We start from the raw sequence: 21718 nt of genomic DNA, 5'->3' as shown, positions 1-21718 counted from the left end.
GCTCAGACCAGACTTGGGAACGCGCCGACCCTTACTTGGGGTTGCCCAAATGTAACCTGGCTTGAGCTTTCGCCAGTCCGTTTTCCGCAATATCCGTCACACATTGTACCGCTCGGTCCAAAACCTCATCGAGGATACTTTGCTGTGACTTCGGAATACGTCCTAATACCCAGTTGATGACCTCAGAACCCCCGCCGGGCATTTTGACCGGACGCCCGATACCGATCCGTAAACGCGCAAAATCTTTTGTACCCAAAGACTTTTGGATGGATTTCAACCCGTTGTGCCCGCCATCGCTGCCGCCAACTTTCAGCTTGGCGTAACCCATTTCAAGGTCTAATTCATCATGAATCACCAGCAGGCGCTCGGAGCCAAGCCGATAGTAATCCAGTAATTCTTTCACCCCCGGACCAGATTCGTTCATGAACGAGCCGGTGTGAGCCACGATAATCTTGGGGGCATCGACCCCGTAGCCCAAGCTCACTGTCGCCACGCGCGCCACCACTCCCGCGCGCGTCAGAGACTGATTCCGATACGTTTGGCCAGATTGTTTTACGAAGCAATCAGTCACCATATATCCGCAGTTGTGCCGGGTTCCGGCATATTTTTCACCGGGATTGCCGAGCCCCACCACGAGCCAGGTTCCCTCCTTGTCTACCAGACGAGAGGGATCCAAACGTGGTTCGTGAGTGGGGCTCATCAGCAATCCAAGCAAGTATCACAAAACCGCTACTACTCAGCGGATTCTTCGGTTTCTTCTGCAGCTTCAGCCTCGGCAGATTCTTCTTCGGCCGCCGGCGCCTCGGGAATTTCAACTTCCTGCGGAGCGGCAACACTCAAGACAATCGCTTCCGGATCGGTCTTGGCTTCCACGCCCTCAGGCAGCTTGATGTCGGCCACGCTCAACACTACGCCGTCTTCCAAACCGTCCACGTTGACCTCGATCTTTTCCGGAATAGCAATAACCGGAGCGAAAATTTCCATGTTCAGCAGGTCTTGGTTGGCAACCAAACCAGCCTTAGGCTCGCCGATGATTTCGATAGGCACTTCCACGTCCACCTTTTCATCGGCCTTCACCAGCAGCAGGTCCATGTGCATAATCTGGCGCTTTACCGGGTGGCGCTGAATGTCCTTGACCAGGACCATCACCGGGTCTTTCAGTCCCTTCAGGGAAATAACGGCGTTCGCGTTGTCCTTCACCAGCAGGAAAGTGTCGTGGTAGGGCAGCAGCAGGTGCACCGGATCGGTGCCGTGACCGTAGAGAACTGCCGGAATCTTGTCAGCGACCCGAGCGCGGCGAGCAAAGCCCTTGCCGAAATCCGTGCGCTGTTCGACTTGCAAAGTGGGGTTATCAGCCATGTTTTGTATCCTCCAAAATATATAATCAGTTGGTGTTTTCCCGGGAGGACCGCGGAATTCTGTTGCAGGACTGCCTTTCCGAAGTATCGTTGCTCCCCTCACGGGTGGGCAGACGACTCCGTTTCCTGCCAGGAGACAGAAAAACCCGCCATGCTCAAAAAGCAAAAGCGGGCGAAGGGCATCCAGCAAAGTTACCGGGCCGCGTCGATAACGGTTCACGCCGCGGAATGACCGCCACGTTCCCCCTCGCCGAGGCAACCCGACAATAATAACGAAAACACCGCAATTATGCTAATTTGTGAAAACACTCACCTTCTCTGTTTCTCGCCGGTCAAATAGTAATCTGGCCAGATTCTATATTTGGGTATACCTAAAGGTTAAATGTGAAACAATAGATTTATGAATGAAACCATCGATGTCCAGCTCAAGCATCGTACTATTCGTGAGTTTAAATCGGATCCTATTCCCGAGGACACTTTCCAAACTCTGATAGACGTAGCCATGCGCACTCCTTCGTCCCGCGGGATTCAAAATGCCTCAATTATTCGAATTAAGGATCAAGTAAAACGCGAAAAAATGGCTGAAATTGGTGGTCAAGCATATGTTGCCCGCGCCCCGGAGTATCTACTGTTTATTGCAGATTTAGCTCGGGGCGCAGCCATTCTGGAGGAAATGGGCTTGTTTCCTCAATCGGCTGCCACGATAGATACATTCCAGGAAGCCTTTACCGATGCGGTTCTCATGGTTCAAAACGTGGTGGTCGCAGCCGAGTCGCTGGGGTTGGGGGCCAATATTTTAGGCAATATTTTGAATGACCCCAAGGCGGTGGTCACGGCTATCGGGCTGCCTCCTTACACCTTCCCGGTACTGGGCCTCACCTTGGGATATCCCAACGAAGAACCGCAGCTCAAACCGCGGATGCCCAAAGAATTCCGGGTCATGACCGATACATATGTGCGTCCGGATTCCTACCTGGAAGCCCTCAAGGATTACGACGCGCAGATGCGCGAATACTATGACCTGCGCAATAAGGGCAGGCGTGAGGACAAGTTTACGAATCAAATCTTTCAGAAGCTCGGCAAGGTACGCAACCGCCGCGCGTCCCTCCTGGATGATATCGAGTCTCAGGGATTCCTCATGCACCCCTAGGTTCCAGGGAACTCACGCCCGTTTTATTCGAACAGGGCGGTCACGGAGCCTTCCTCAAAGACCTGGCGAATTGCCCGGGCCAGCAACGGCGCAATCGGCAGAACCTTCAGTTGCGGGAAACATTTATCCGGAGGAATCGGCACCGTATCCGTAACGATGACCTCGCGAGCTCCGCATTCGCTCAGCCGCTTTGCCGCGGGATCAGAAAACACCGCGTGTGTAGCCGCTACCAGCACATCCTTTGCCCCGGCGTGTTTCAAGACCCCCACGGCTTCCGCAATGGTGCCGCCGGTATCAATCAAGTCATCAACCAGCACACAGGTGCGTCCTTCAACATCGCCCACCACGCGGTTGGCGACAGCCACATTGGGACGGGAGGTATCGCGAGTCTTGTGCACGAAAGCCAGAGGGTATCCGCCCAGGCGGTTCGCCCACTTTTCAGCCACGCGAATCCGGCCCGCATCCGGGGACACCACGGTTACATTGTTCAAATCCACGCGGGTGCGGACATAGTCAATCAGCACTGGCATCGCCTGGAGGTGATCCACCGGGCCGGTAAAGAAGCCCTGTTCCTGCGAGGCGTGCATATCGATGCTCATCAAACGAGACGCCCCGGCGGTCTTGTACAAATCCGAAATCAAACGCGCTGAAATCGGTTCGCGCCCCTGGTGTTTCTTATCTTGACGGGCATAGGGATACAGCGGGGCGACCACGGTGATGCGCTTGGAGCTGGCTCGCTTCAGGGCATCAATCATGATGAAGTGCTCCATCAACCACTTAGAGACATTGCCAGAAATGGACTGGATACAGAACACATCGCAGCCGCGGACCGACTCGTTGTAACGCACATAGATTTCGCCAGAGGCAAAGTCGTAAATCGTCGTCGGCAGCACCTCCACGTCAAGTTCTTTGGCGACTTGTTCAGCCAGTTCGGGGTGCGATCGACCCGACACAATCACCAGGCGCTTGCGCGGGGTATCAAACAACTCTGCCATTTGTTTTCCTTCTTTTATCGGAGTTTTTCTGTTGTTGCAAAGGTTTTCATAAGGGTGGTTGCCCTCCCTTTCATTCACCGGGACTATTTCGTACCGTCTGGTTTGTCTGGGGAGTTCCCTTCGGCTTGTTTAGCCCGCATCGCCTCGATGGCGGCGATAGTTTCGGGACGATTCTGGGCGACCCAGCCGGGAATTTGGCGCATCTGGAAGTCGTTGACCGCCAAGTTCCCCTCCGGGATATCTTGGCGCACGATGGTTCCTCCACCGGTATAAACGCCGTCTCCGATATTGACCGGGGCAATGAACACGTTATTCGCGCCCGTTCGGCAGTGCGACCCAACGTTGGAGTGGTGCTTATGTACTCCATCGTAGTTTGCAAAGATGGTGGCGGCGCCGATGTTGGTGCCTTCCCCGATAGTGGCGTCCCCCACATAAGACAGATGAGGAATCTTGGTGCCTCGCCCGACTTGAATGTTTTTCGTTTCGCAAAAGCCTCCGACTTTCGTACTTTCCGACAGGATGGTTCCCGGACGTAGGTAGGTGAAAGGCCCGATATAGGAATGGGCGCCAATTTCGGACGATAGGCCATGAACCCGAAAGACTTCCGCGTCGTCTCCGACTTTCATATCGATAAGCGTCGAGTCCGGTCCGATACGGCAGTCCTCGCCAATGCTGGTGTGGCGGCGCAGCTGCGTATTGGGGTAAATCGTGGTGTCCTGACCAATGGTCACATCGGCATCAATCCATGTCGTCGTCGGATCGATAATGGTGACGCCCTGCAGCATCCAGTACCGAGTGCGGCGGCGATTGTATTCGGCTCGCAGCTCGGCCAACTGAGCCCGGTCGTTGCAGCCTTCTGCTTGCGCCGTGTCAGCCAGCAACACCGAAGAAACTTTTAATCCTTCCCGACGGGCAGCCTTAATGGTGTCGGTTAGATAAATCTCCCCTTGGTCGTTATTTGTCGACAGGGTCGGTAAGCAGCGATTTAAGAATTCGGCGTCGAAAGCATAAATCCCCGCGTTAACTTCTTTGATTTGCTTTTGAGCATAGGTTGCATCACGTTCCTCGACGATGCCGGCGACATGTCCGGCCACCCGCTGAATTCGCCCGTAGCCGAAAGGATTGGAAATCTCGGTAGTCAGCAAGCACAAGGCCGCCCCTTCGTCCTCGCGAGTTTCCGCCAGGGACAGAATCGTGGAGGAATCGAGCAGGGGCACATCAGCGGAGGTCACCACCAAGGTTCCCGTCGCAGCCCCCAGTTCCTCGAGCTTTTGTAAAGCACACCACACCGCCCGGCCGGTACCGGGCACATCGTCCTGGTGAGCGATTGCAATGTCGGGATTGACTGCTAGAGCTTCGGCGGCTACGGCATCAGCCTGGTGACGGACCACTACCACGATACGTTCCGGTTCGATTTCCATAGCGGTGTGGATAGCGTGAGAAAGTAGGGTGCGCCCTGCGAAAGAGTGCAAGACCTTGGCCTTCTTAGACTTCATACGGGTGCCTTGGCCTGCCGCCAAGATTACGATGGTGCTGACGTTGGTCATGTTCCTATCCTAACGCCTTGCCCGCCCCTAAAAAGCAAAACGTTCCGCCCCCAGGATTCGAACCCAGACTAAAGGTACCAAAAACCTCTGTGCTGCCATTACACCAGGGCGGAATGCGCCGCTGACTGGAGTCGAAAACAGCGCCCGTTCATTTTGCCATTTTTCAACTTTTTTAGAAAGTTGAAACCGGGGCTTAGTGTGGCCATAATCTGCAAGCGTGACACAGTTCCGCGATTCCCTTGAAGTTTTACGGCCACTCCCCGCAACAGACCGCCGGTAACCGTCACGGAAAATTTCACTAAGTCACAGCGCTTTTCTCCGCGACAAAGAATCTCGACCTCGAGTATTATTAAAAAAATTTTCCCTAATAGGACGGTGCTATGGTTCTCCCCTCCGCTTTACCTGAAGGCGACGAAGTCGACGGCATTCTCAAGGCTTGGCGTTCCCTGCTTCCCCGCGCCGATTTAACTCCACTTTCAGTGTTCTCCCGAGTTTCTCGGCTGGCTCGCCACCTTGACCAGGCACGTCGTGAGGCGTTCTCCTCAGTAGATTTGGAGCCCTGGGCTTTCGATGTGCTTTCTGCCCTACGCCGGGCAGGAGAACCATTCTCCCTGACGCCCGGCGTACTCATGCAGCAATCGCTGGTGTCCTCCGGAACCATGACGAACCGCATCGATCGACTGGAAGAACGCGGACTGGTACGCCGCTGCGCTCACCCGGAGGACCGCCGTGCCATCCTGGTGGAACTCACCGAGGACGGAAAAAGGCACGCCGATGCCGCGATAACCAAGCTGATGGCTACGGAACGGGATTGGCTGGGCGACCTTTCCGAAGCGGATGTGAATGAATTGGCGCGCCTGTTGCGAGCCGTACTCCTCCCTTTCGACGCCCAGTCACGCTAGGAGACCTGCGAGGGTTGTTTCTCCTCGACCCGCGTCACCACTTTGATAGGGTCAGCCTGGGGAACATCGTCAGGAGCTACAGCCAGTACAGATTTCGGCTCGATTCGCAGCGCCACGCGTTGTCCCTTCGTGACCATCATGGATTCCGAAGGGGTAATCTGAGCCGTCAACGTGATTCCCGATGGCATCTCTACCTCAACTTTCGCGGTCGATCCCAGGAAAGTCAGGTTTTTCACCACTCCTTGATTGGCTAATCGGGGGGCGTGTGGCTGCACCATCTCCAGCTGTACAGATTCGGGACGCACCAAAATCGTGGCCTCCCCGTTGGTGCGTTTCGTTGAGGCTTTCAGAATCGGAATTTCTTGGTCTCCTACGAAAGCCGAACCATTCCGTATCACAGCGGGAATACGGCTGGATTCACCGATGAAAGTCGCCACAAATTCGTTGGCGGGTTCGTTGTATAGCTCCCAGGGCTCAGCGATTTGTTGCAACTTGCCGTCTTTCATCACACCGACCCGGTCGGCCACAGCCAAAGCCTCCTCCTGGTCATGCGTCACGAACAAAGTTGTCAAACCGGACTGCAGCTGAAGCCGGCGGATTTCTCCACGCAACTGCACCCGCACTTTGGCATCCAAAGCCGAGAGCGGCTCATCGAGAGCCAACACCGCGGGCCGCAACACCAACGCTCGCGCCAGGGCCACCCGCTGCTGCTGCCCTCCAGACATTTGATGAGTGTACTTATCAGCTTGGTTAGCCAGACCCACCATCTCCAGGGCGTCCATAGCCTGGCGAGCCCGACGTTTAGAGTTGACTTTGCGTACCGTCAGACCGAACTCCACGTTCTGGCGCACCGTCATATTGGGAAACAGGGAATACTGTTGAAACACCATGGCCATATTTCGCTTTGCTGCGGATGTGTGGGTGATGTCTCGCCCGTTGACCACAATCTGGCCCGAATCAATCTGCATCAAGCCTGTCAGAGCCCGCAACGCGGTCGTTTTCCCGCATCCTGAGGGTCCCAGCAGCACGACCAGTTCTCCACTGTGGAATTCACAGTTGAAATGATCCAGAGCCTTGGTGTGTCCGTATTGTTTGTTAAGGTCCCGAAGTTCAACCTCGGCACCGACAGCCTCATTTGGCATTTTTCTCTCTCTTCTTTTTCAATTCGTAGCTCACGATTTCCAACATCATCAACACCACGATGCCAAACACCATGGTCAACAGAGCCAGTGCGGTAGCGGTCATAGAGTCGTCTTGCCCCAACTGGAATATGGCGACCTGCAGGTTGTTGCGGTTCAACAGCGATGCAATGGTGAACTCTCCCAGCACCACGGAAATCGTGATGAAGGATGCGGCTCCAATGGCTCCACGAAGGTTGGGGATAATGACTTTGAACATGACCGTTGGCCACGGCGCCCCTAGGGAACGCGCGGCTTCAACCAGAGTCTTTACCGGAATCGTCGAGAACCCGGCATCGAGCGCCCGATACGCGAATGGCAGCGCCAAGATGGTGTAGGCAAACGCCAGCCAGATTGGATCCGTGTTTAGCACGTTAATCGAAATAAAGCGGTATATCGGTCCTAAACCCACCACCAGCACAATGGCCGGAATCGCGAGGGGAAGCAGACAGATAAACTCCACTATGCGAGACAGCTTGGAAGGTCGGATTTTTAGCGCCAGCATAGTTGGTAACAGCAACGCCAACATCAGCACCACGGTAAATACGCTCAATCCCAAGGAATTTAGCACGCCATTCCACAAAATCGACATATCCGCCCCGGAGGCGGTGGTTCCTGACAAACTAAAGATAGACTGCCAAGCCCCGCCTGACCACGCCCCGGTAAGCGGAAACCGCACCGAAAAAATTAACATACCTAACAGTGGTATAAATAAAAACAGCAGTACGGCGACGAGGATGACCCACTGGTAAATGGCTACGCCTACGTCTGCAGGCCGCTTCCGGCTTGTGCGTTGAGGCGCAGCCTCGAGAGAGGGCACAGTCAACGCATCCTCCGGCTTAGAATCTACGGAATCCATGAGTTTCACTCCCATTTCGCCGTCCTCTGTTGCAGTTGCGCATAAGCTGTCATCACCACAGCCACTACGATTACCATCAACAGGGCGAGAGACTGCGCGAACCCGTTTTGACCGACATCTTGCTCGTTGCGCAGCGCGCTTTGAATCATCAGTGGCACCAGGATGGAGCGCTGCGTAAACAGTGCTGCCGCGGTCGCGTAGGCGGAAAATGCGTTGGAAAATAGCAGCAAAAAGGCGCCGAGGAATCGCGGCCACAGAATCGGTCCCGCCACCCGGAACCAATAATCCCAAGTCGAGCCGCCCAAGTTCAGGGTTGCTTCCTTCCACTGGGGACGCAGCGAGTCCATCGCCGGCAGAAACACGATAATCATCAGGGGAATCTGGAAGTAGCAGTACACCAATACCAGTCCCGGCAGAGAGGCCAACCAGTTAGGATTGAGTTGAATTCCTGTAGTCGCAAACAGAATCTGAGTACCGATACCGTTAATCCCGATAGTAGCGATGAAGGCAAACGCCAGCATGACCCCGCCGAACTGAGCCAATACCGAAGACACAGCATTGATTAAGCGGCGCAGCAAACCGGTTTGGCTGGAACGAGCCACCAAGGCGTAGCATGCCAGTGCCCCTACCACGGCTCCAATCAGAGCCGATGCGATAGAAACAAAAACCGAGGTACCCAAGGATTCCAAGGTGTTCTGTTCTCCCAAACGAGCCAGGTTTTTCAGAGTGAATCCCCCTTGCGCGCTGGTGAAAGCTCCCGAAATCACGATAGCGGTGGGCGTGAGCAAGAATATCGCCACATAGAGGAAAAACGGGATTGTGACCAGGTTCGTGGACTTGCGCCGCCGCGCTGACGAGGGATACCAGGTCTTTGGCTCGGCTTGTAACTGTCCGCGCCAGTCAGTCTCTTCGTTGACCTCTGACTTCTGATTCGTAGGCACGAGCCGGGAGCCCGGATCGGTATCCGAGCTCCCTGGCCGTGTATCTTCTTGAAAAGACTTAGTTGCCAATAGCCTTGTCCCAGTTCTGCTGCAACCAACTGGTGATTCGAGCTGAATCATCTGGGCTGTAAGTCAACGGAGGTTGAGAGGTTTCAATCAAGGTGGCTTTAGCCTCGGCATCAATAGTGCCGTCCTTTTCCATCTGTTCCATCAGCACCGGCATTGCCCCACCCTTCATCCACAGGTTCTGGGCTTCCGGAGTGTAAAGGAATTCCTGCCACAAACGTGCGGCCGCCGGGTGAGGAGCTTCCTTGTTGATGGCCTGCTGGTAGTAACTGCCGACCTCGGTGCCGGGGAACACGATGACGCTCCAATCAACTCCCTGACCCTTTAAGCGGTCACGAGTCGAAATTTGGTTATAAGACCAGTCGAACACCGCGGCGGTCTGGCCGGAATCGATGGTAGCCGAGGTCACATCAATGGTGTTCAAGTTGCCGATGCTCTTGAGTTCTTTAAAGAAATCCAGACCCGGCTGGAGGTTTTGCAAATCCCCACCATTGGCCAGATTCGCCATAATAAAGCCATTGAATGCCGCCCCGGCTTCCGCGGGTTTGCCGTTGAGCGAGACGACGCCGGCAAACTTCGGGTCTTTCAAGTCCTCGATGGACTTGACATCACCGTACTTGGTCTTATTCCAGCCCAGAGACATCACACCGGTGTAATCAGGGGTAAAGAGCTTGTCTTTATTCTTAAGTTTCGGATCGATTTGTGCCGCCCCTTGAGTTTCATACGCCGCGAAATACTGGGTGGAATCCACTGCTACGGCTAAACCAACGTCAACGGTGTCCGGAGCTTTATCCGTCCCGGCGTTCGTCTTAATGGCATCAATTTCTTCTTTCGAAGACGCGTTGGGGCTCTGTTCGTTTACGGTGATTTCGGGATATTTATTTTTGAACGCCTCAATCACTCCCCCCCAGTTTGACCAGTCGTGCGGCAACGCGATGAGGTTCAACTGACCTTCTGCCTTCGCTGCTTTTTCCAGTCCTTCCATTCCGCCAAAATCATCGATGGAAACGGCTGCCTGGTACTTCGTCTTGTCTGCGGCGCTTTCCGCATTTGCCGCGCTGCTACCGCAAGCCGTCAATCCTAACGCGGCGCTGACCAGGATTGCAGTGCCTGCCATCAGAGAAAATGTCTTGTTCAAGGGTTTTCCTTTCCTGAAACTTTATTAGCGTCTCTAGGTTAGGAAACTCGCGTTAGGACTTACCTGCTTAATTTGTTAAAACTAGGTAAGTTTACCTTTTCACTGGTTAAAACTCGCGGATTCAGAGTCTGGGGTATCCCCTCTTGCCGGCCCGGTAGCACTGAAAACTCGCGCTACCAAAGGGTGAGCGCCAAGCCTCGCCGCTACGTTTTCTTGGGAGGGCGCGTCTGGGCACAGAGCGGCGATGGTCGGACCAGAACCTGAAACTATGGCTTTCAAAGCTCCGGCCTGCTCTGCCGCGGCGATAACTTGTGATAGTTCAGGGAAAATGCCGAGGGCAGCGGCCTGCAAATCGTTGTGGAGGTATCCGGCCAGCTCGGCGACGTCCCCGTCCAGTGCAGCCACAAAGTCTGGTGAGAGCGTAGCGGGCAGCGGTTGCGGATCAGGAATCAACCGGTCGAAGGCCCCAAAGACTTTGGGGGTGGACAGTCCCCGGGGGAAAACCGCCAAGACCCAATAACATTTTGTACCGCCCGGTAAACTCAGCATTTTATCTCCGAAGCCGAGCCCCAAGGCATTTCCACCGGTTAACCCGAAGGGCACGTCCGCACCTAGTTTCGCCCCCAGAGACTGCAGCTCAGCGAGGGTGAATCCCAGTTGGTAAAGCGCGTTCGCCGCGTAGAGCACGCCGGCGGCATCGGCTGACCCTCCAGCCATACCTCCCGCCACCGGAATATTTTTCTCAATCTTAATGCTGGTGGGGGGCACTTCGGCACCGTTTGCACGCAAGGCCTGAATCGCTTTGAGTGCCAGATTTTGCGGCCCGTCCAGGTTCTTCGGTCCGGTCAGTCCCGGCGCCAACACAGTCTGAACCACATCCGTTTTGCCTGAAATACGAGACCTCACAGTCAAGCACTCTCCAAGATCCAGGCCCTGAAATACCGTCAATATCTCGTGTCGGGGCTGGTTCGGGGGTCGCTCCCCCACTCGGAGCAGCAGGTTGACCTTTCCAAGAGCAAAGACTTTGAGACGTCGCCCCGGTTCATTTTCAAGGATTCTCACTCCACTCATTTTGTATCGCTCGTTCCATAAAGTTTTGCAGCCGCGATTTTCGTGAAATCTGTGACACTGAGGCGTTCGGCGCGTAATCCGGGCGTTACGCCAGCTGCCTCGAGTAAAGCCGCGGCCGCATCAGGGGAACCGGCGTATTTAGCCAAAGACTGCCGCAAGGTCTTGCGTCGCTGTGAAAAAGCCGCGTTTACCGCCGCGAACACTTCCTTCCGTAACGTTTCGATTGCCTCATCCGTCAAGCCTGCTGCGCTCAGTTTCAGGTCCTCCTTGAGTCGCTGACGAACCTCTAAACGCTGAAAATCCACCACGGCTGAATCCACATTCGGGGCCGGATAGAACACATTTCGCCCTACTTTGAAAGCACGTTTAGCACTGCCCCACCAAGCCAGTTTTACGCTCGGCGCCCCGTACGCTGCGTCAGCGACTCCAGCCACCCAACGGTCAGCCACTTCAGCTTGCACCATGACCAGAGCACCTTCCAGACCTGGCAATACTTCCAAAAAATGCAGCAGCAGGGGGGTGGCCACATTGTAGGGCAGGTTCGCGACCAACTGGCGCGGCACAGCCCATCCCTCGGGGAGGTCCAGGTCGGATACGCCGCTAATCTCGAGAGCGTCTTGCGTCATGACGCACAAGTTTGCGCTATTCGCACCGTGTTGTCTCATTGTCACCGGTAGGGCGGCAGCCAAGCGCGGATCAATCTCAATGGCGATGACTTTGCAATCCTGTTCCAACAAAGCCAGGGTCAAAGAGCCCAATCCCGGACCAATTTCCACCACAGTATCGCCTGGGGTAACTCCCGCTGCTGCCGCGATACGCCGCACAGTTCCGGGATTGGTAACGAAATTCTGACCCTTTTTCTTGCTCGGAGACACCTCTAGAGCAGCACAAAGCTCAATGATGTCGCGCGCACCTAACAACAGCACCTCGAAATTTTAGCGCAGACCGAGCTTCCTGGAGCACGCCGGCCACTGTCCCCAACCGGAACGCGCTTGCAGAATCTGAGCCCGGTGAGTCTGTTCCTCCGCCGAAGCCTCAGACGGCAAACCAGAACCCCCTACAGATCGCCAAGTCGGTAGCGTGAACTGGTACATTCCGTAAAAACCATTGCCCGTGTTCGTATCGGGACGCCCGCCAGCTTCGCAAAATGCCAGTTTGCTCCAGACGTCGCCGGTCGCAGCGATAGGTTGAGAGGCGGGACGTTTCTTGGTGCCGACCGTAACTTTTTCGTTAACCGGTTGGGTCACGATTTTTTCGCTCAAGGTTTCTTCGGAGGAAACCACACCGTCAATACTGCGCACCTTCTTGGTGATTTCTTTTACCCCGGCAACGCCTTTTTGTGTCACGACCTTCTCGTCAGTGAACTTTGAATCATCATTGGTGGTTTCGGTTTCAAACTGAATCGGTTCGCTGGTCGTGACGTTTTCTTCCGTGATGCGCTGCACCTGCACAATCGGCGCCGCACCGGGATTAAACAGCACTTGGACGACATCCAAGCCAGTCAGCTCCACTTTGTTGCGAGCGAGGATGTCCTCTGGGGTAATGTCGGACTTCGCGGCTTTCATCTGGGAGGTAGCCCCATCGTGAACCAACTGATAGACCTCGCCAGGAGCAAAGAGAGCCAGGGGCATACCTTGTAAATCCTTGCCGCTGGTGCCCACAAATTGCACCGCTTGCCCCTCCCAAAGAGCCTTAATCGCCGCGCTCGCCGATTTTTCGGTCGTGTCTACATCTTTCCTGACGTCATTAACGATGACGGTTAGCCCCCGAGAGCTTTCGATAGTAATCTTCATCCCGTTCTTGACGGCGGTTTTAGGTTCGGGGATGATGGAGTCTTTAGCACTGAAATTCACGCCGTTTTCAGTCAGTAAATCGGATACGGTTGCCCCCCAGCCCCCGAGTTCTTGGACTTTTCCGTCTGCCACCACGGTTGCGGTTTTATGCGCCATCGCAAATGCAGTGCCGATGCCCGTACCCAATACCAACGTGGCAACCAATGCACCAACGAGGGGTGCAAAAAACTTTCGAGGACCTCGAACCGGCTTAGCTTTGAGGTGACGCGGGGCTCGTTTGGGGGATACGCTCATAATCGCAGTGTTCTCTTCCATCAACAAAAATGTTATCGATTCGTTATATTTTTGTCCAGCTCGTTATCTATTGTACACCTTTAGTTGACAAAAACCACTACTTTCACAATTTTAACTTTTCTAACATTAAGGAGCTGACCTGCATAAATCCTAAAACTCGTAGACCGCGGCGGCGTTACGAAAAGTTTGTTCTCGCAGTTCCTCGCTCGTGACCTGAGTCAGTTCCGCCAAGAAGTCCGCGGTGTGTCCAATCAGATAAGAAGCGTTGGGCTGGCCTCGATAGGGCTGTGGTGTCAGATACGGGGCATCCGTTTCTATGAGGCGCAGATGTGCCGGCATTGCGAGGGCTCCAGCTTGGATACCTTGGTTGGCATGGTAGGTAACGTTCCCCGCAAAAGACGCATACCAGCCATTTTCTGCCAAAGTTTCGGCCAACTCAGCGTCTCCGGAAAAGCAATGAAAAACCGTTTTTCGTGGCGCCCCACAGTGCAGCAGCATTGCTACGCAATCCCGATGAGCGTCACGGTCATGAATTTGCAGGGGCAGATCCAGAGCCTTCGCCAACTCGATATGCGCTGCAAATGCTTGCTTTTGCGCTTCCTTGCCCGTTTCGGCAGTGCGAAAATAATCCAAGCCGGTTTCTCCGATGGCTACCACTGCCTCGGGAAAATCACGGGCTGCTCGTTCCACCGCCGCCAAAGCGTCGTCGAGGGGCGTTTCCTGCCAGGGTTCACGCGTTTGTACCACGTTATCCGGTGCCGTATCCAAAATCCCCAAGTGACGCGGGGCGTCGTTGGGGTGAACCGCCACCGCAAACCGCACGATTTCAAAAGCGGAACCGGAGAAGCGTTCGCGGCCATCACTCAGCACCTGAACTTCTGGAAGGCTGCACAGAGAGACGACGACACGTTGAACTCCGGATTGTACCGCCCGTTCCATTTGTTCTTCTGCACTGAGCCGCACCCCAGAGGAATCGCTGACATAGTCCCCCGGCAGCAAAGGTAGGTGCGTGTGATTGTCAAACAATCTGCCAGTACCAAACGGCCTTTCTCCGCCGTCAAAAGGCTGGCCGCTCACCGGTACGGGCGGCCACACCTTTGGCTTTGACTTGCGTTTACTCACCAGCGTCCTCGCAACTTCGTATTACTTATGCAGCAGATTCGCGTAACGTTCGTGTTCTTCCTCAACGACAGACTCGTCTAGCTTCTGGAATACCGGGGCCGGTTTCGGCACCGCTTGCCCCACCTGTACCGGATGACGCTCCCACGTCGGTGCATGGCGATAATCTCCGGTAATGATTGGGTAAGTGCGGTCGCTCCCGTCCTCGTTTTTCACATCCAAGTCGACGACTTCCTCGATACGCGGCAGTGGCGCCACCTTCCCGGCTCCACCCAGGACTTTGTCGATGGCGTTGGATGAAGTCGGCAAGAATGGCGACATCATCAGGTTCAAATCCGTCACCACCTGGGCTAGAACGTGCAGAATTGTTCCTAGCCGTTCCCGCTGTGACTCGTCTTTTAGCTTGAAGGGTTCAGTGGTGGCGACGTAACGGTTAGCCTCCCCCACCAGACGCATAATCTCCGCTAGAGCAGCCTTTTGGTGATGGCTTTCGATGAGGCCACCCACCGTTTCGAATCCGGCACCGACAGCATCTAAAAGTTCCTGATCCTCAGCCGTAAAATCACCGGCCGGAGGAATCTCGCCAAATTTCTTTGAAATCATGGACGCTGTGCGGTTTACCAGGTTACCCCAAGCAGCCACCAATTCAGAGTTCGTACGCCGCACGAACTCGCTCCAAGTAAAATCAGAATCCTGATTTTCCGGTCCCGCCGCAGAAATAAAATACCGCAACGCATCAACTTGGTAGCGGGACAGCATATCGCGCACATAAATGACAATTCCACGCGAGGAAGCAAACTTCTTGCCTTCCATAGTCAAAAATTCTGAGGAAACCACCTCGGTGGGCAGGTTCAGAATTCCTAAGTCCCCAGGTTGACCGCCCAAGTCTCCGCGCCCGTTGTAACCCAGCATTTCGGCGGGCCAAATCTGGGAGTGAAACACGATATTGTCCTTGCCCATAAAGTAGTACGACAGGGCCTCGGGGTCATTCCACCACTGCCGCCAATCTTCCGGGGACTTACCAAAACGACGTGCCCACTCAATGGAAGCCGAGAGGTAACCGATTACCGCGTCAAACCAGACATAGAGACGCTTAGGCTGATCCTCCCATCCGGGAATGGGGATACCCCAGTCAATGTCACGAGTCATAGCTCGCGGTTTAATGTCTTTTAAGAAGTTCTTGGAGAACTTGATGACGTTGGGCCGCCAATTGCCATTCTTTTCCCGGTCATCGAGCCACTCGTTCAAGGCTTGGGCGAGAGCCGGTAAATCCAAGAAATAGTGGTCGGTCTCAACGAATTCCGGAGTCTCGCCGTTAATCTTGGAACGCGGGCGAATCAGGTCGGTGGGATCGAGCTGGTTGCCGCAGGCATCGCACTGATCCCCGCGAGCTCCTTCCGCCCCGCAAATGGGGCAAGTTCCCTCAATATAGCGATCGGGAAGGGTTCGACCAGTGGAAGGAGAAATCGCGCCCCGGGTAGTCTGCACCTTCATATAGCCGTTATCTCGTACCACTTTGAACATGGCACGAACAGTCTCGTAGTGATTGCCCGTGGTGGTGCGAGTAAACAAATCGTAAGACAGACCCAGCTGACACAAGTCCTCGACAATAGCCCGATTGTTCTTGTCCGCCAATTCCCGCGGGGTCAGCCCGGCAGCCTCGGCTGCAACCAAGATTGGCGTGCCGTGTTCGTCTGTACCGGACACCATCAGGACATCGTGACCACGCATCCGCATATAGCGGGAAAAAACGTCTGAGGGGATTCCGAAACCAGCAACGTGTCCAATGTGACGCGGGCCATTAGCATAGGGCCAAGCGACGGCAGAAAGTATATGAGTCATGACTCTATCCTAACGCCGCCGGTAAGTTCCTCAGATCCAATACGCCCACTTCATGTTGGGATTATTGAGCCACATCCGCCACCCATAGTGGTCTTCGGGAATAGGCATACCAGTCCAGATAGGGAAAAAGAACACTGCTGCCAAGGAAATAAACACCACAATCACCAGGGCAGTGATGAACTCGCCTGATGAAACCTGACTAGAATCTGGCACCAGATTGTATCGACCGGTCCAATTTTGGTCTTTGGTGATCCGCCAAGCCCCCATCAGCAAACCCAACAGGTACACCACAGCCATAATCATGAAAGGAGAGATAACCACCGTGTAAAAGGTGAATATGGTCCGATTTGAATACACCAACCAAGGCAGCCAAGTGGCCATATAACCAGCAAAAATCAGCCCCGCACGCCAGTCGAGGAACCCGAAAGCCGCCACAATAATCAGGAAGAACGCCACAAATCCGACCCACCATAGCACCGGGTTACCCAAAGAGTTGACCGCCTCAATGCATCTGCCGGATCCACAGTCTCCCGGCACTTCTTCGTAATAAAACGAGGTGGGACGCAGCTGCAAAAGCCAGCCCCACGGGTTAGCCATGTAGGGGTGGGTGGCGTCTAGGTTGGTATGGAAAATGAAAATTTGGCGATGATAATCGAGCCAATCCGCTACCAAACCGCGATTGGTGTGACCCCACGCTTGAGAATGGGTAAACCATCCCATCCAAGAAATTACGTAGGTTAGGAAGGCAATCGGCACCAGGTTCACGAAAGCAGGAATCCCTCCGGTCAGGACAGACGACCCAATCCATCGCGGTTCAGTGCGCCACCTGGCGGATAGCTCTCTGATAAATACGAAAATCCCAAAGACCGCCACGACATAGAGCCCCGACCATTTCACACTCATGGCCAACCCGAAGGCTATGCCCGCCACGAAAAGCCACGGCCGCCACCAGTAGCTCGGCCCCCAAGACAGCGCAAAGCGAGAAAAGTCCGGGGCGATTCCAGAGCTGGATGTCCGGCGCTTGCTACCGGGCGAAGTTTTTGCTCCCGCAGTGTCCCGCGGCCGTCGACGCAACTGTTCAGTGTGTCTGGCCGCATCGATGTCTTGGAGGGCAGCAATGAGTCGGGGACGGTAGCTGAGTTGATCGCGAACGACGCACAGCACCCCCAGAAGGATAAACATTTCCAGGATAATGTCGAGGATAGCGGTGCGGGACAGAGCAATTTGTACTCCGTCTAAACCCATCAGAACGGAGGCGAGAGTGGCCATTTTGGCGTTACCAAACAGCTCCCAAACGATGCGCCCCACCAGGTAGACCGCCACCGCGCCCGCCACGCAGACCGCGATGCGCCACCCAAAAGGTTGATTGCCGAACAGCTTAATTCCCAGTCCAATCAGCCACTTTCCCACGGTGGGATGGACCACGAATGAACCTTCCAGCGGAGTTTTGAAGTTCCCGGTGATAAAGGTGGCATCGTAATCTTTGGGCCACTGCACTTCGTAGCCGCGCTTAATCAGGCCGTAGGCGTCTTTGACATAATAGGTTTCGTCAAAAACCAGGGTTTTGATTGCGCCCAGACGTACCACTCGAGTCAAAAACACCAGAAGAGCCACCACCAGGGGTCCCAGCCAACCCCAGAGGTATTCCCGCTCCCCGCGTTGGGGCCGAGCTCGGAAAGCACGACCCAAGAAGGCCGGTCGGTTCCTCCCCGGACGCAGCAGCAGGGCCAGGCCGGATGCGGGAGCGTTTCGGTACTCCGTGGGTGCGGGTCGAGGTGGGATATTCACGCCCTCAAGTTTAATGGAAGAATGGAATGGTGAGCATGGATTATCCCCCGGTGTTTGAGGAAGTAAACCTGGTTTTGGCCGGAACTCCAATCGGAAATGTCGGCGATAGCTCACCCCGTCTACGCGAGGCGCTTCGCACCGCTGACATTGTGGCTTGTGAAGATACCCGTCGGACCCGCGACTTAACTCGCCGCCTGGGAGCCGAAATATCCGCCCGCCTATTGGCTTACCATGAGCATAATGAAGCGGCGATAACCCCGGAATTGTTGAGCCTAGCCCGCGATGGTAAACGGGTTCTGCAGGTTTCAGATGCGGGAATGCCGGGAATTTCAGACCCCGGGTTTCGCCTGAGCCAAGCTGCCGCAAAGGCTGGAATACCGTTTACGGTTCTCCCCGGGCCTTCCGCTCCGCTCCTAGCTTTAGTGGGTTCGGGTTTGCCTACGGATTCTTTCACCTTCGTGGGATTCTTACCACGCAAAGCCACCGCTTTGTACCAGACGTTACAATCTCTTGCGGCTCGCAGCGAGTCCCTGATTTTCTTGGAGTCGCCCCGCCGGACCATCGAGACGCTGGACGCTATGGTCCAGGTTTTCGGCCCCAATCGGCCAGCTGCACTAGCGCGAGAACTGACGAAAACTCATGAAGAATTCATCAGGGGCACCTTGGAAACTGTGCATTCCGAGTTGTGCTCACGCCCCGAGGTTTTAGGCGAAATCGTTATCGTCGTCCAAGGGGCACCCGCCGGGGGCCAGGCTGAACCCCCGACACAGCACCTCGAGAAAATGGAACAGCTGGTACACCAAGGGGTGAAGGCGAAAGCGGCGGCCAAGCTCATTGCGACCTGGTTCGGGGGTTCCGCTAATGAACTTTTTTCCTCATATCTTGAGGGGAAACGCGACTAAGCCCAGACTCCGGGTATGACGGCTGCGCAGCGGGGACATTGTCCCGACTCTCCAACCGTGTTTTCGCAAACATCAAACCAGTCCCGCACGATGAGTGCAGTTCCGCACCCGGGACAAAACGTGGTTCCCCCCTCACGGTCGCGTATGTTGCCGATATAGACAAACCGGACTCCTTCGCTTCGCGCAATTTCCCGCGCTCGTTGCAGTGTTATTGCCGGGGTTCGCGGCACATCGCGCATCTTCCAGTCGGGATGGAAAGCCGAGAAATGCAGTGGAACGTCCGGTCCAACATTGTCTACTATCCACTTCGAAAGCTTTTGAATTTCCTCGTCATAATCATTGTGACCAGGGATTAACAGCGTGGTCAGTTCCACCCAGCACTCGGTTTCGTTGCATACATAAGCGATAGTTTCCAACACGTCGTGCAAATGAGCGCCGGTCAAATGCCAATAGAAATCTTCAGTAAACCCCTTTAGATCGAGGTTCGCCCCATCCATTTCCGCATACATCTCCCGCCGTGGCTCGGCACTGATATACCCGGCGCTCACCGCTACTGTCCGCAGCTTCTCGACGTGGCAGGCCCTGGCGGTATCTATGGCGTATTCGGCAAAAATCGTGGGATCGTTGTAGGTGAAAGCGACCGATTGTGCCCCGTAGTGCACCGCCAAATCCGCGATTTCCCCAGGACTGACAGCCGTGGTTAAACGGTCGTTTTCCCGGGCTTTGGAGATGTCCCAGTTTTGGCAAAACCGGCAGTTCAGGTTACATCCTGCCGTTCCGAAGGACAGCACTTGAGAACCTGGCAGGAAATGGTACAGCGGCTTTTTTTCGATGGGATCGAGCCCCAAACCGGAACAGCGCCCGTAGGTATCCAACACCATTTTCTGACCTTGAGCCATCCGGGTATAGCAAAATCCTCTTTGTCCATCGCGCAACGTACAGGCACGGGGGCATAAGTTGCAGCGAATTCGGCCGTCCTCACGCAAAGTCCACCACTTTGCGACTCGGTCTCGACTTTTCGTGTCAGTAGTTTCAGACCCATCGTCCATAAATCAACCTTAGACTGAAACCATGAAAATTTTTGCGCACCGAGGTCTGAACCGGAAAGCACCGGAAAACACGATGACCGCCTTCCGACTGGCTCACGAAGCCGGTGTGGAATGGATAGAAACTGACGTCGATATTCTGGGAGACGGCACCGCTGTTATCCTGCACGATTCCACGTTGGACCGCACCACAGACCACAGCGGTTCAATGTATGACCTGAAGTTCTCGGACCTCGGTGAGATTTCTGCGGGAGCAAAATTCGGTGACGGCATCAGTTACCACCACGAAAGAATTCCCCTCCTCACCGACCTATTGGCGTTCCTCAGAGAAACCCATATGAAGTGCAATCTGGAAGTGAAATCTAACGAGGCTGGCGGTGCGATGTCTCGTCTGTTGATTGACACTGTTTTACGCGAAATCCGGGACGTACAGCCTGAAGATTTGTTCATCAGCTCGTTCAATCACGTATTTCTGTACCAGATTCACCAGCAACGTCCCGATCTACAGCTGGCCTGCTTATTTACTAAAGAGTGTCTGTGGTATGACGCGATTAGCCGCTGCGAACAGGTCGGCGCCACGGCGATTCATCCCGAGGACAGCGGACTCACCGCCGAAATAACTCGGCGTCTCAAGGACGCGGGGCTACAGATAAACGTTTGGACCGTCAACGATCCTTCCCGCGCTCGTGAACTCGCCAGTTGGGGAGTCGATGGAATTTTTACTGATATAGCTGATGAGATGCGCGCAGCTTTGGACCACTGAGTGACCCTGAGTTACCCTTCCGTCAGGCTCCCAGTAAATCCGCCAAAGCGGTCAAGCATTGGGAAGCTCCGCCTTCGATACGCAGGTCCGCCGCCCGGTCGTACATGGTGCGCCCCCGATTGATGATGACCAACGGAGCTCCTTTTGCTAATCCGGCCTGCATCACATAAGTCGCCGTCCCCACTACCAGCGAAGAACCGACTACCACCACTACGTCTGCCTTTGCCGCAGCTGCATATGCCTGGGACATCACATCTGCGGGAAGTAACTGCCCAAAAAACACGACAGCCGGTTTCAGCAATCCGCCGCAACGCTCACAAGGCACGGTTTTGAACGTGCAGGCCTCAGCGGCTTTCCGGTCCGCCACCGCCAGAATAGCGACGTGTGCGGGATCCAGGTCAAGTGGATAATCCGGGTTTGCTTCGGTGAGTCGTTCATGCAGCGCCTGCCTGTCGGTCACTTCCCCACAATCCACGCATTCCACGCGCACGAAAGAACCGTGCATCTCATAGACTTCCTGGCATCCAGCTTTCAGGTCTAGGCCGTCAACGTTTTGGGTAGCGATGCCGGTCAGCAGCCCGGCACGTTCCAGTCTCGCTTGCGCTAGATGTGCAGGAGCAGGGTCAAGGGACAACATGGTTTGCCAAGTCTGGTGGTTGCGAGCCCAGACCCAGCGCTGCCACACCGGGTCACTCACAAACTGGTCGTATTCCACCGAGGGAATCTCGGTGTTGCCTTTACCGCGATAATCAGGAATGCCGGTGTCGGTGGACATGCCCGCCCCCGTGACCAGCACGGTCTTTTTCCCTCTCATCCATCCCGCCAAAGTTTCCAGCTGTTGACGTGTCATTTCATCAAGATTGTCGAGGTTGCTCACGTTTCCATCCTACGCCGAGCAGCTCGCTCCGAAGCCGGGTTGGTGGGGTTCTCTAGTTGGGGTGGGTGTTTAAATGGGTTTCGCCCCCC

At 55.0% G+C, this 21718-nt stretch carries 20 protein-coding genes and 1 tRNA gene; 4 read left to right on the top strand and 17 right to left on the bottom strand.

Going from position 1 to position 21718, the window contains the following annotated elements:
* Nucleotides 1–31: 31 nt before the first annotated feature.
* Both pth and Q0V70_RS00100 read right to left on the bottom strand, forming a co-directional pair.
* Nucleotides 32–700 (bottom strand): aminoacyl-tRNA hydrolase, encoded by a 669-nt coding sequence (pth, locus tag Q0V70_RS00105; RefSeq protein WP_297587033.1) that lies wholly within the window; start codon nucleotides 698–700, stop codon nucleotides 32–34.
* Nucleotides 701–732: 32 nt separating this feature from the next.
* Nucleotides 733–1359 carry a 50S ribosomal protein L25/general stress protein Ctc gene (locus Q0V70_RS00100; protein WP_297587031.1) on the bottom strand — a complete coding sequence of 209 codons (627 nt, stop codon included), beginning with the start codon at nucleotides 1357–1359 and terminating at the stop codon, nucleotides 733–735.
* Between the two features lie 399 nt (nucleotides 1360–1758).
* Between Q0V70_RS00100 and Q0V70_RS00095 the strand changes: the two genes are divergently transcribed.
* Nucleotides 1759–2508: an NADPH-dependent oxidoreductase gene (locus Q0V70_RS00095; protein WP_297587028.1), complete on the top strand. Its 750-nt coding sequence runs from the start codon at nucleotides 1759–1761 to the stop codon at nucleotides 2506–2508.
* A gap of 23 nt (nucleotides 2509–2531) precedes the next feature.
* On the opposite strand, the gene Q0V70_RS00090 is transcribed toward Q0V70_RS00095, so the two are convergent.
* The 3 genes from Q0V70_RS00090 to Q0V70_RS00080 all read right to left on the bottom strand — a co-directional run bounded on the left by Q0V70_RS00090 (nucleotide 2532) and on the right by Q0V70_RS00080 (nucleotide 5163).
* The gene (locus tag Q0V70_RS00090) at nucleotides 2532–3503 is read right to left on the bottom strand and encodes a ribose-phosphate diphosphokinase (protein WP_296179621.1); all 972 of its coding nucleotides are present in this window, start codon (nucleotides 3501–3503) and stop codon (nucleotides 2532–2534) included.
* Nucleotides 3504–3586: 83 nt separating this feature from the next.
* Nucleotides 3587–5050 carry a bifunctional UDP-N-acetylglucosamine diphosphorylase/glucosamine-1-phosphate N-acetyltransferase GlmU gene (gene glmU / locus Q0V70_RS00085; protein WP_297587025.1) on the bottom strand — a complete coding sequence of 488 codons (1464 nt, stop codon included), beginning with the start codon at nucleotides 5048–5050 and terminating at the stop codon, nucleotides 3587–3589.
* A gap of 42 nt (nucleotides 5051–5092) precedes the next feature.
* Nucleotides 5093–5163 (bottom strand) — tRNA-Gln (locus Q0V70_RS00080).
* Nucleotides 5164–5430: 267 nt separating this feature from the next.
* On the opposite strand from Q0V70_RS00080, the gene Q0V70_RS00075 reads away from it, so the two are divergent.
* Nucleotides 5431–5952, top strand: a complete 522-nt coding sequence (locus Q0V70_RS00075) for a MarR family winged helix-turn-helix transcriptional regulator (protein WP_297587022.1) — start codon at nucleotides 5431–5433, stop codon at nucleotides 5950–5952.
* Here Q0V70_RS00075 and Q0V70_RS00070 read toward each other — a convergent pair.
* The 10 genes from Q0V70_RS00070 to Q0V70_RS00025 all read right to left on the bottom strand — a co-directional run bounded on the left by Q0V70_RS00070 (nucleotide 5949) and on the right by Q0V70_RS00025 (nucleotide 17942).
* Nucleotides 5949–7094, bottom strand: a complete 1146-nt coding sequence (locus tag Q0V70_RS00070; protein WP_297587020.1) for an ABC transporter ATP-binding protein — start codon at nucleotides 7092–7094, stop codon at nucleotides 5949–5951. The two genes, Q0V70_RS00075 and Q0V70_RS00070, sit on opposite strands and share 4 nt — an antisense overlap.
* Nucleotides 7084–8004: an ABC transporter permease gene (locus tag Q0V70_RS00065; protein ID WP_297587017.1), complete on the bottom strand. Its 921-nt coding sequence runs from the start codon at nucleotides 8002–8004 to the stop codon at nucleotides 7084–7086. The genes Q0V70_RS00070 and Q0V70_RS00065 overlap by 11 nt, the downstream gene beginning before the upstream one ends.
* The gene (locus tag Q0V70_RS00060) at nucleotides 7995–8930 is read right to left on the bottom strand and encodes an ABC transporter permease subunit (protein ID WP_297587014.1); all 936 of its coding nucleotides are present in this window, start codon (nucleotides 8928–8930) and stop codon (nucleotides 7995–7997) included. The genes Q0V70_RS00065 and Q0V70_RS00060 overlap by 10 nt, the downstream gene beginning before the upstream one ends.
* 58 nt (nucleotides 8931–8988) lie before the next feature.
* A complete protein-coding gene (locus Q0V70_RS00055; RefSeq protein ID WP_297587012.1) occupies nucleotides 8989–10134 on the bottom strand; it encodes an ABC transporter substrate-binding protein in 1146 nt (381 codons plus the stop codon).
* Nucleotides 10135–10233: 99 nt separating this feature from the next.
* Nucleotides 10234–11205, bottom strand: a complete 972-nt coding sequence (ispE, locus tag Q0V70_RS00050) for a 4-(cytidine 5'-diphospho)-2-C-methyl-D-erythritol kinase (protein WP_297587010.1) — start codon at nucleotides 11203–11205, stop codon at nucleotides 10234–10236.
* A complete protein-coding gene (rsmA, locus tag Q0V70_RS00045; RefSeq protein ID WP_297587007.1) occupies nucleotides 11202–12131 on the bottom strand; it encodes a 16S rRNA (adenine(1518)-N(6)/adenine(1519)-N(6))-dimethyltransferase RsmA in 930 nt (309 codons plus the stop codon). The genes ispE and rsmA overlap by 4 nt, the downstream gene beginning before the upstream one ends.
* 9 nt (nucleotides 12132–12140) lie before the next feature.
* Nucleotides 12141–13313 (bottom strand): resuscitation-promoting factor, encoded by a 1173-nt coding sequence (locus Q0V70_RS00040; protein WP_297587004.1) that lies wholly within the window; start codon nucleotides 13311–13313, stop codon nucleotides 12141–12143.
* Between the two features lie 129 nt (nucleotides 13314–13442).
* Nucleotides 13443–14414, bottom strand: a complete 972-nt coding sequence (locus Q0V70_RS00035; RefSeq protein WP_297587002.1) for a TatD family hydrolase — start codon at nucleotides 14412–14414, stop codon at nucleotides 13443–13445.
* 21 nt (nucleotides 14415–14435) lie between these two features.
* Nucleotides 14436–16253 (bottom strand): methionine--tRNA ligase, encoded by a 1818-nt coding sequence (metG, locus tag Q0V70_RS00030; RefSeq protein ID WP_297586999.1) that lies wholly within the window; start codon nucleotides 16251–16253, stop codon nucleotides 14436–14438.
* A 30-nt stretch (nucleotides 16254–16283) separates the two neighbouring features.
* A complete protein-coding gene (locus Q0V70_RS00025; protein ID WP_366126471.1) occupies nucleotides 16284–17942 on the bottom strand; it encodes a phospholipid carrier-dependent glycosyltransferase in 1659 nt (552 codons plus the stop codon).
* 134 nt (nucleotides 17943–18076) lie between these two features.
* Here Q0V70_RS00025 and rsmI point away from each other — a divergent pair, with 134 nt between their 5' ends.
* Nucleotides 18077–18943: a 16S rRNA (cytidine(1402)-2'-O)-methyltransferase gene (gene rsmI, locus Q0V70_RS00020; RefSeq protein WP_366126469.1), complete on the top strand. Its 867-nt coding sequence runs from the start codon at nucleotides 18077–18079 to the stop codon at nucleotides 18941–18943.
* Here rsmI and amrS read toward each other — a convergent pair.
* Nucleotides 18940–19992 (bottom strand): AmmeMemoRadiSam system radical SAM enzyme, encoded by a 1053-nt coding sequence (amrS, locus tag Q0V70_RS00015; protein WP_297586990.1) that lies wholly within the window; start codon nucleotides 19990–19992, stop codon nucleotides 18940–18942. The genes rsmI and amrS overlap by 4 nt on opposite strands.
* Before the next feature lie 22 nt (nucleotides 19993–20014).
* On the opposite strand from amrS, the gene Q0V70_RS00010 reads away from it, so the two are divergent.
* Complete coding sequence (locus Q0V70_RS00010) at nucleotides 20015–20752, top strand: glycerophosphoryl diester phosphodiesterase (protein ID WP_297586987.1); 738 nt, start codon at nucleotides 20015–20017, stop codon at nucleotides 20750–20752.
* Between the two features lie 22 nt (nucleotides 20753–20774).
* On the opposite strand, the gene Q0V70_RS00005 is transcribed toward Q0V70_RS00010, so the two are convergent.
* Nucleotides 20775–21602, bottom strand: coding sequence for a Sir2 family NAD-dependent protein deacetylase (locus Q0V70_RS00005; RefSeq protein WP_297587765.1), 828 nt, complete (start codon nucleotides 21600–21602; stop codon nucleotides 20775–20777).
* Nucleotides 21603–21718 lie beyond the last annotated feature (116 nt).

Origin of the sequence: uncultured Mobiluncus sp. (genome assembly GCF_947087965.1) — a bacterium.
Classification (GTDB): domain Bacteria; phylum Actinomycetota; class Actinomycetes; order Actinomycetales; family Actinomycetaceae; genus Mobiluncus.
The sequence above is the reverse complement of the archived record's forward strand: the minus strand, read 5'-3'. Positions and strand labels throughout refer to the sequence as shown.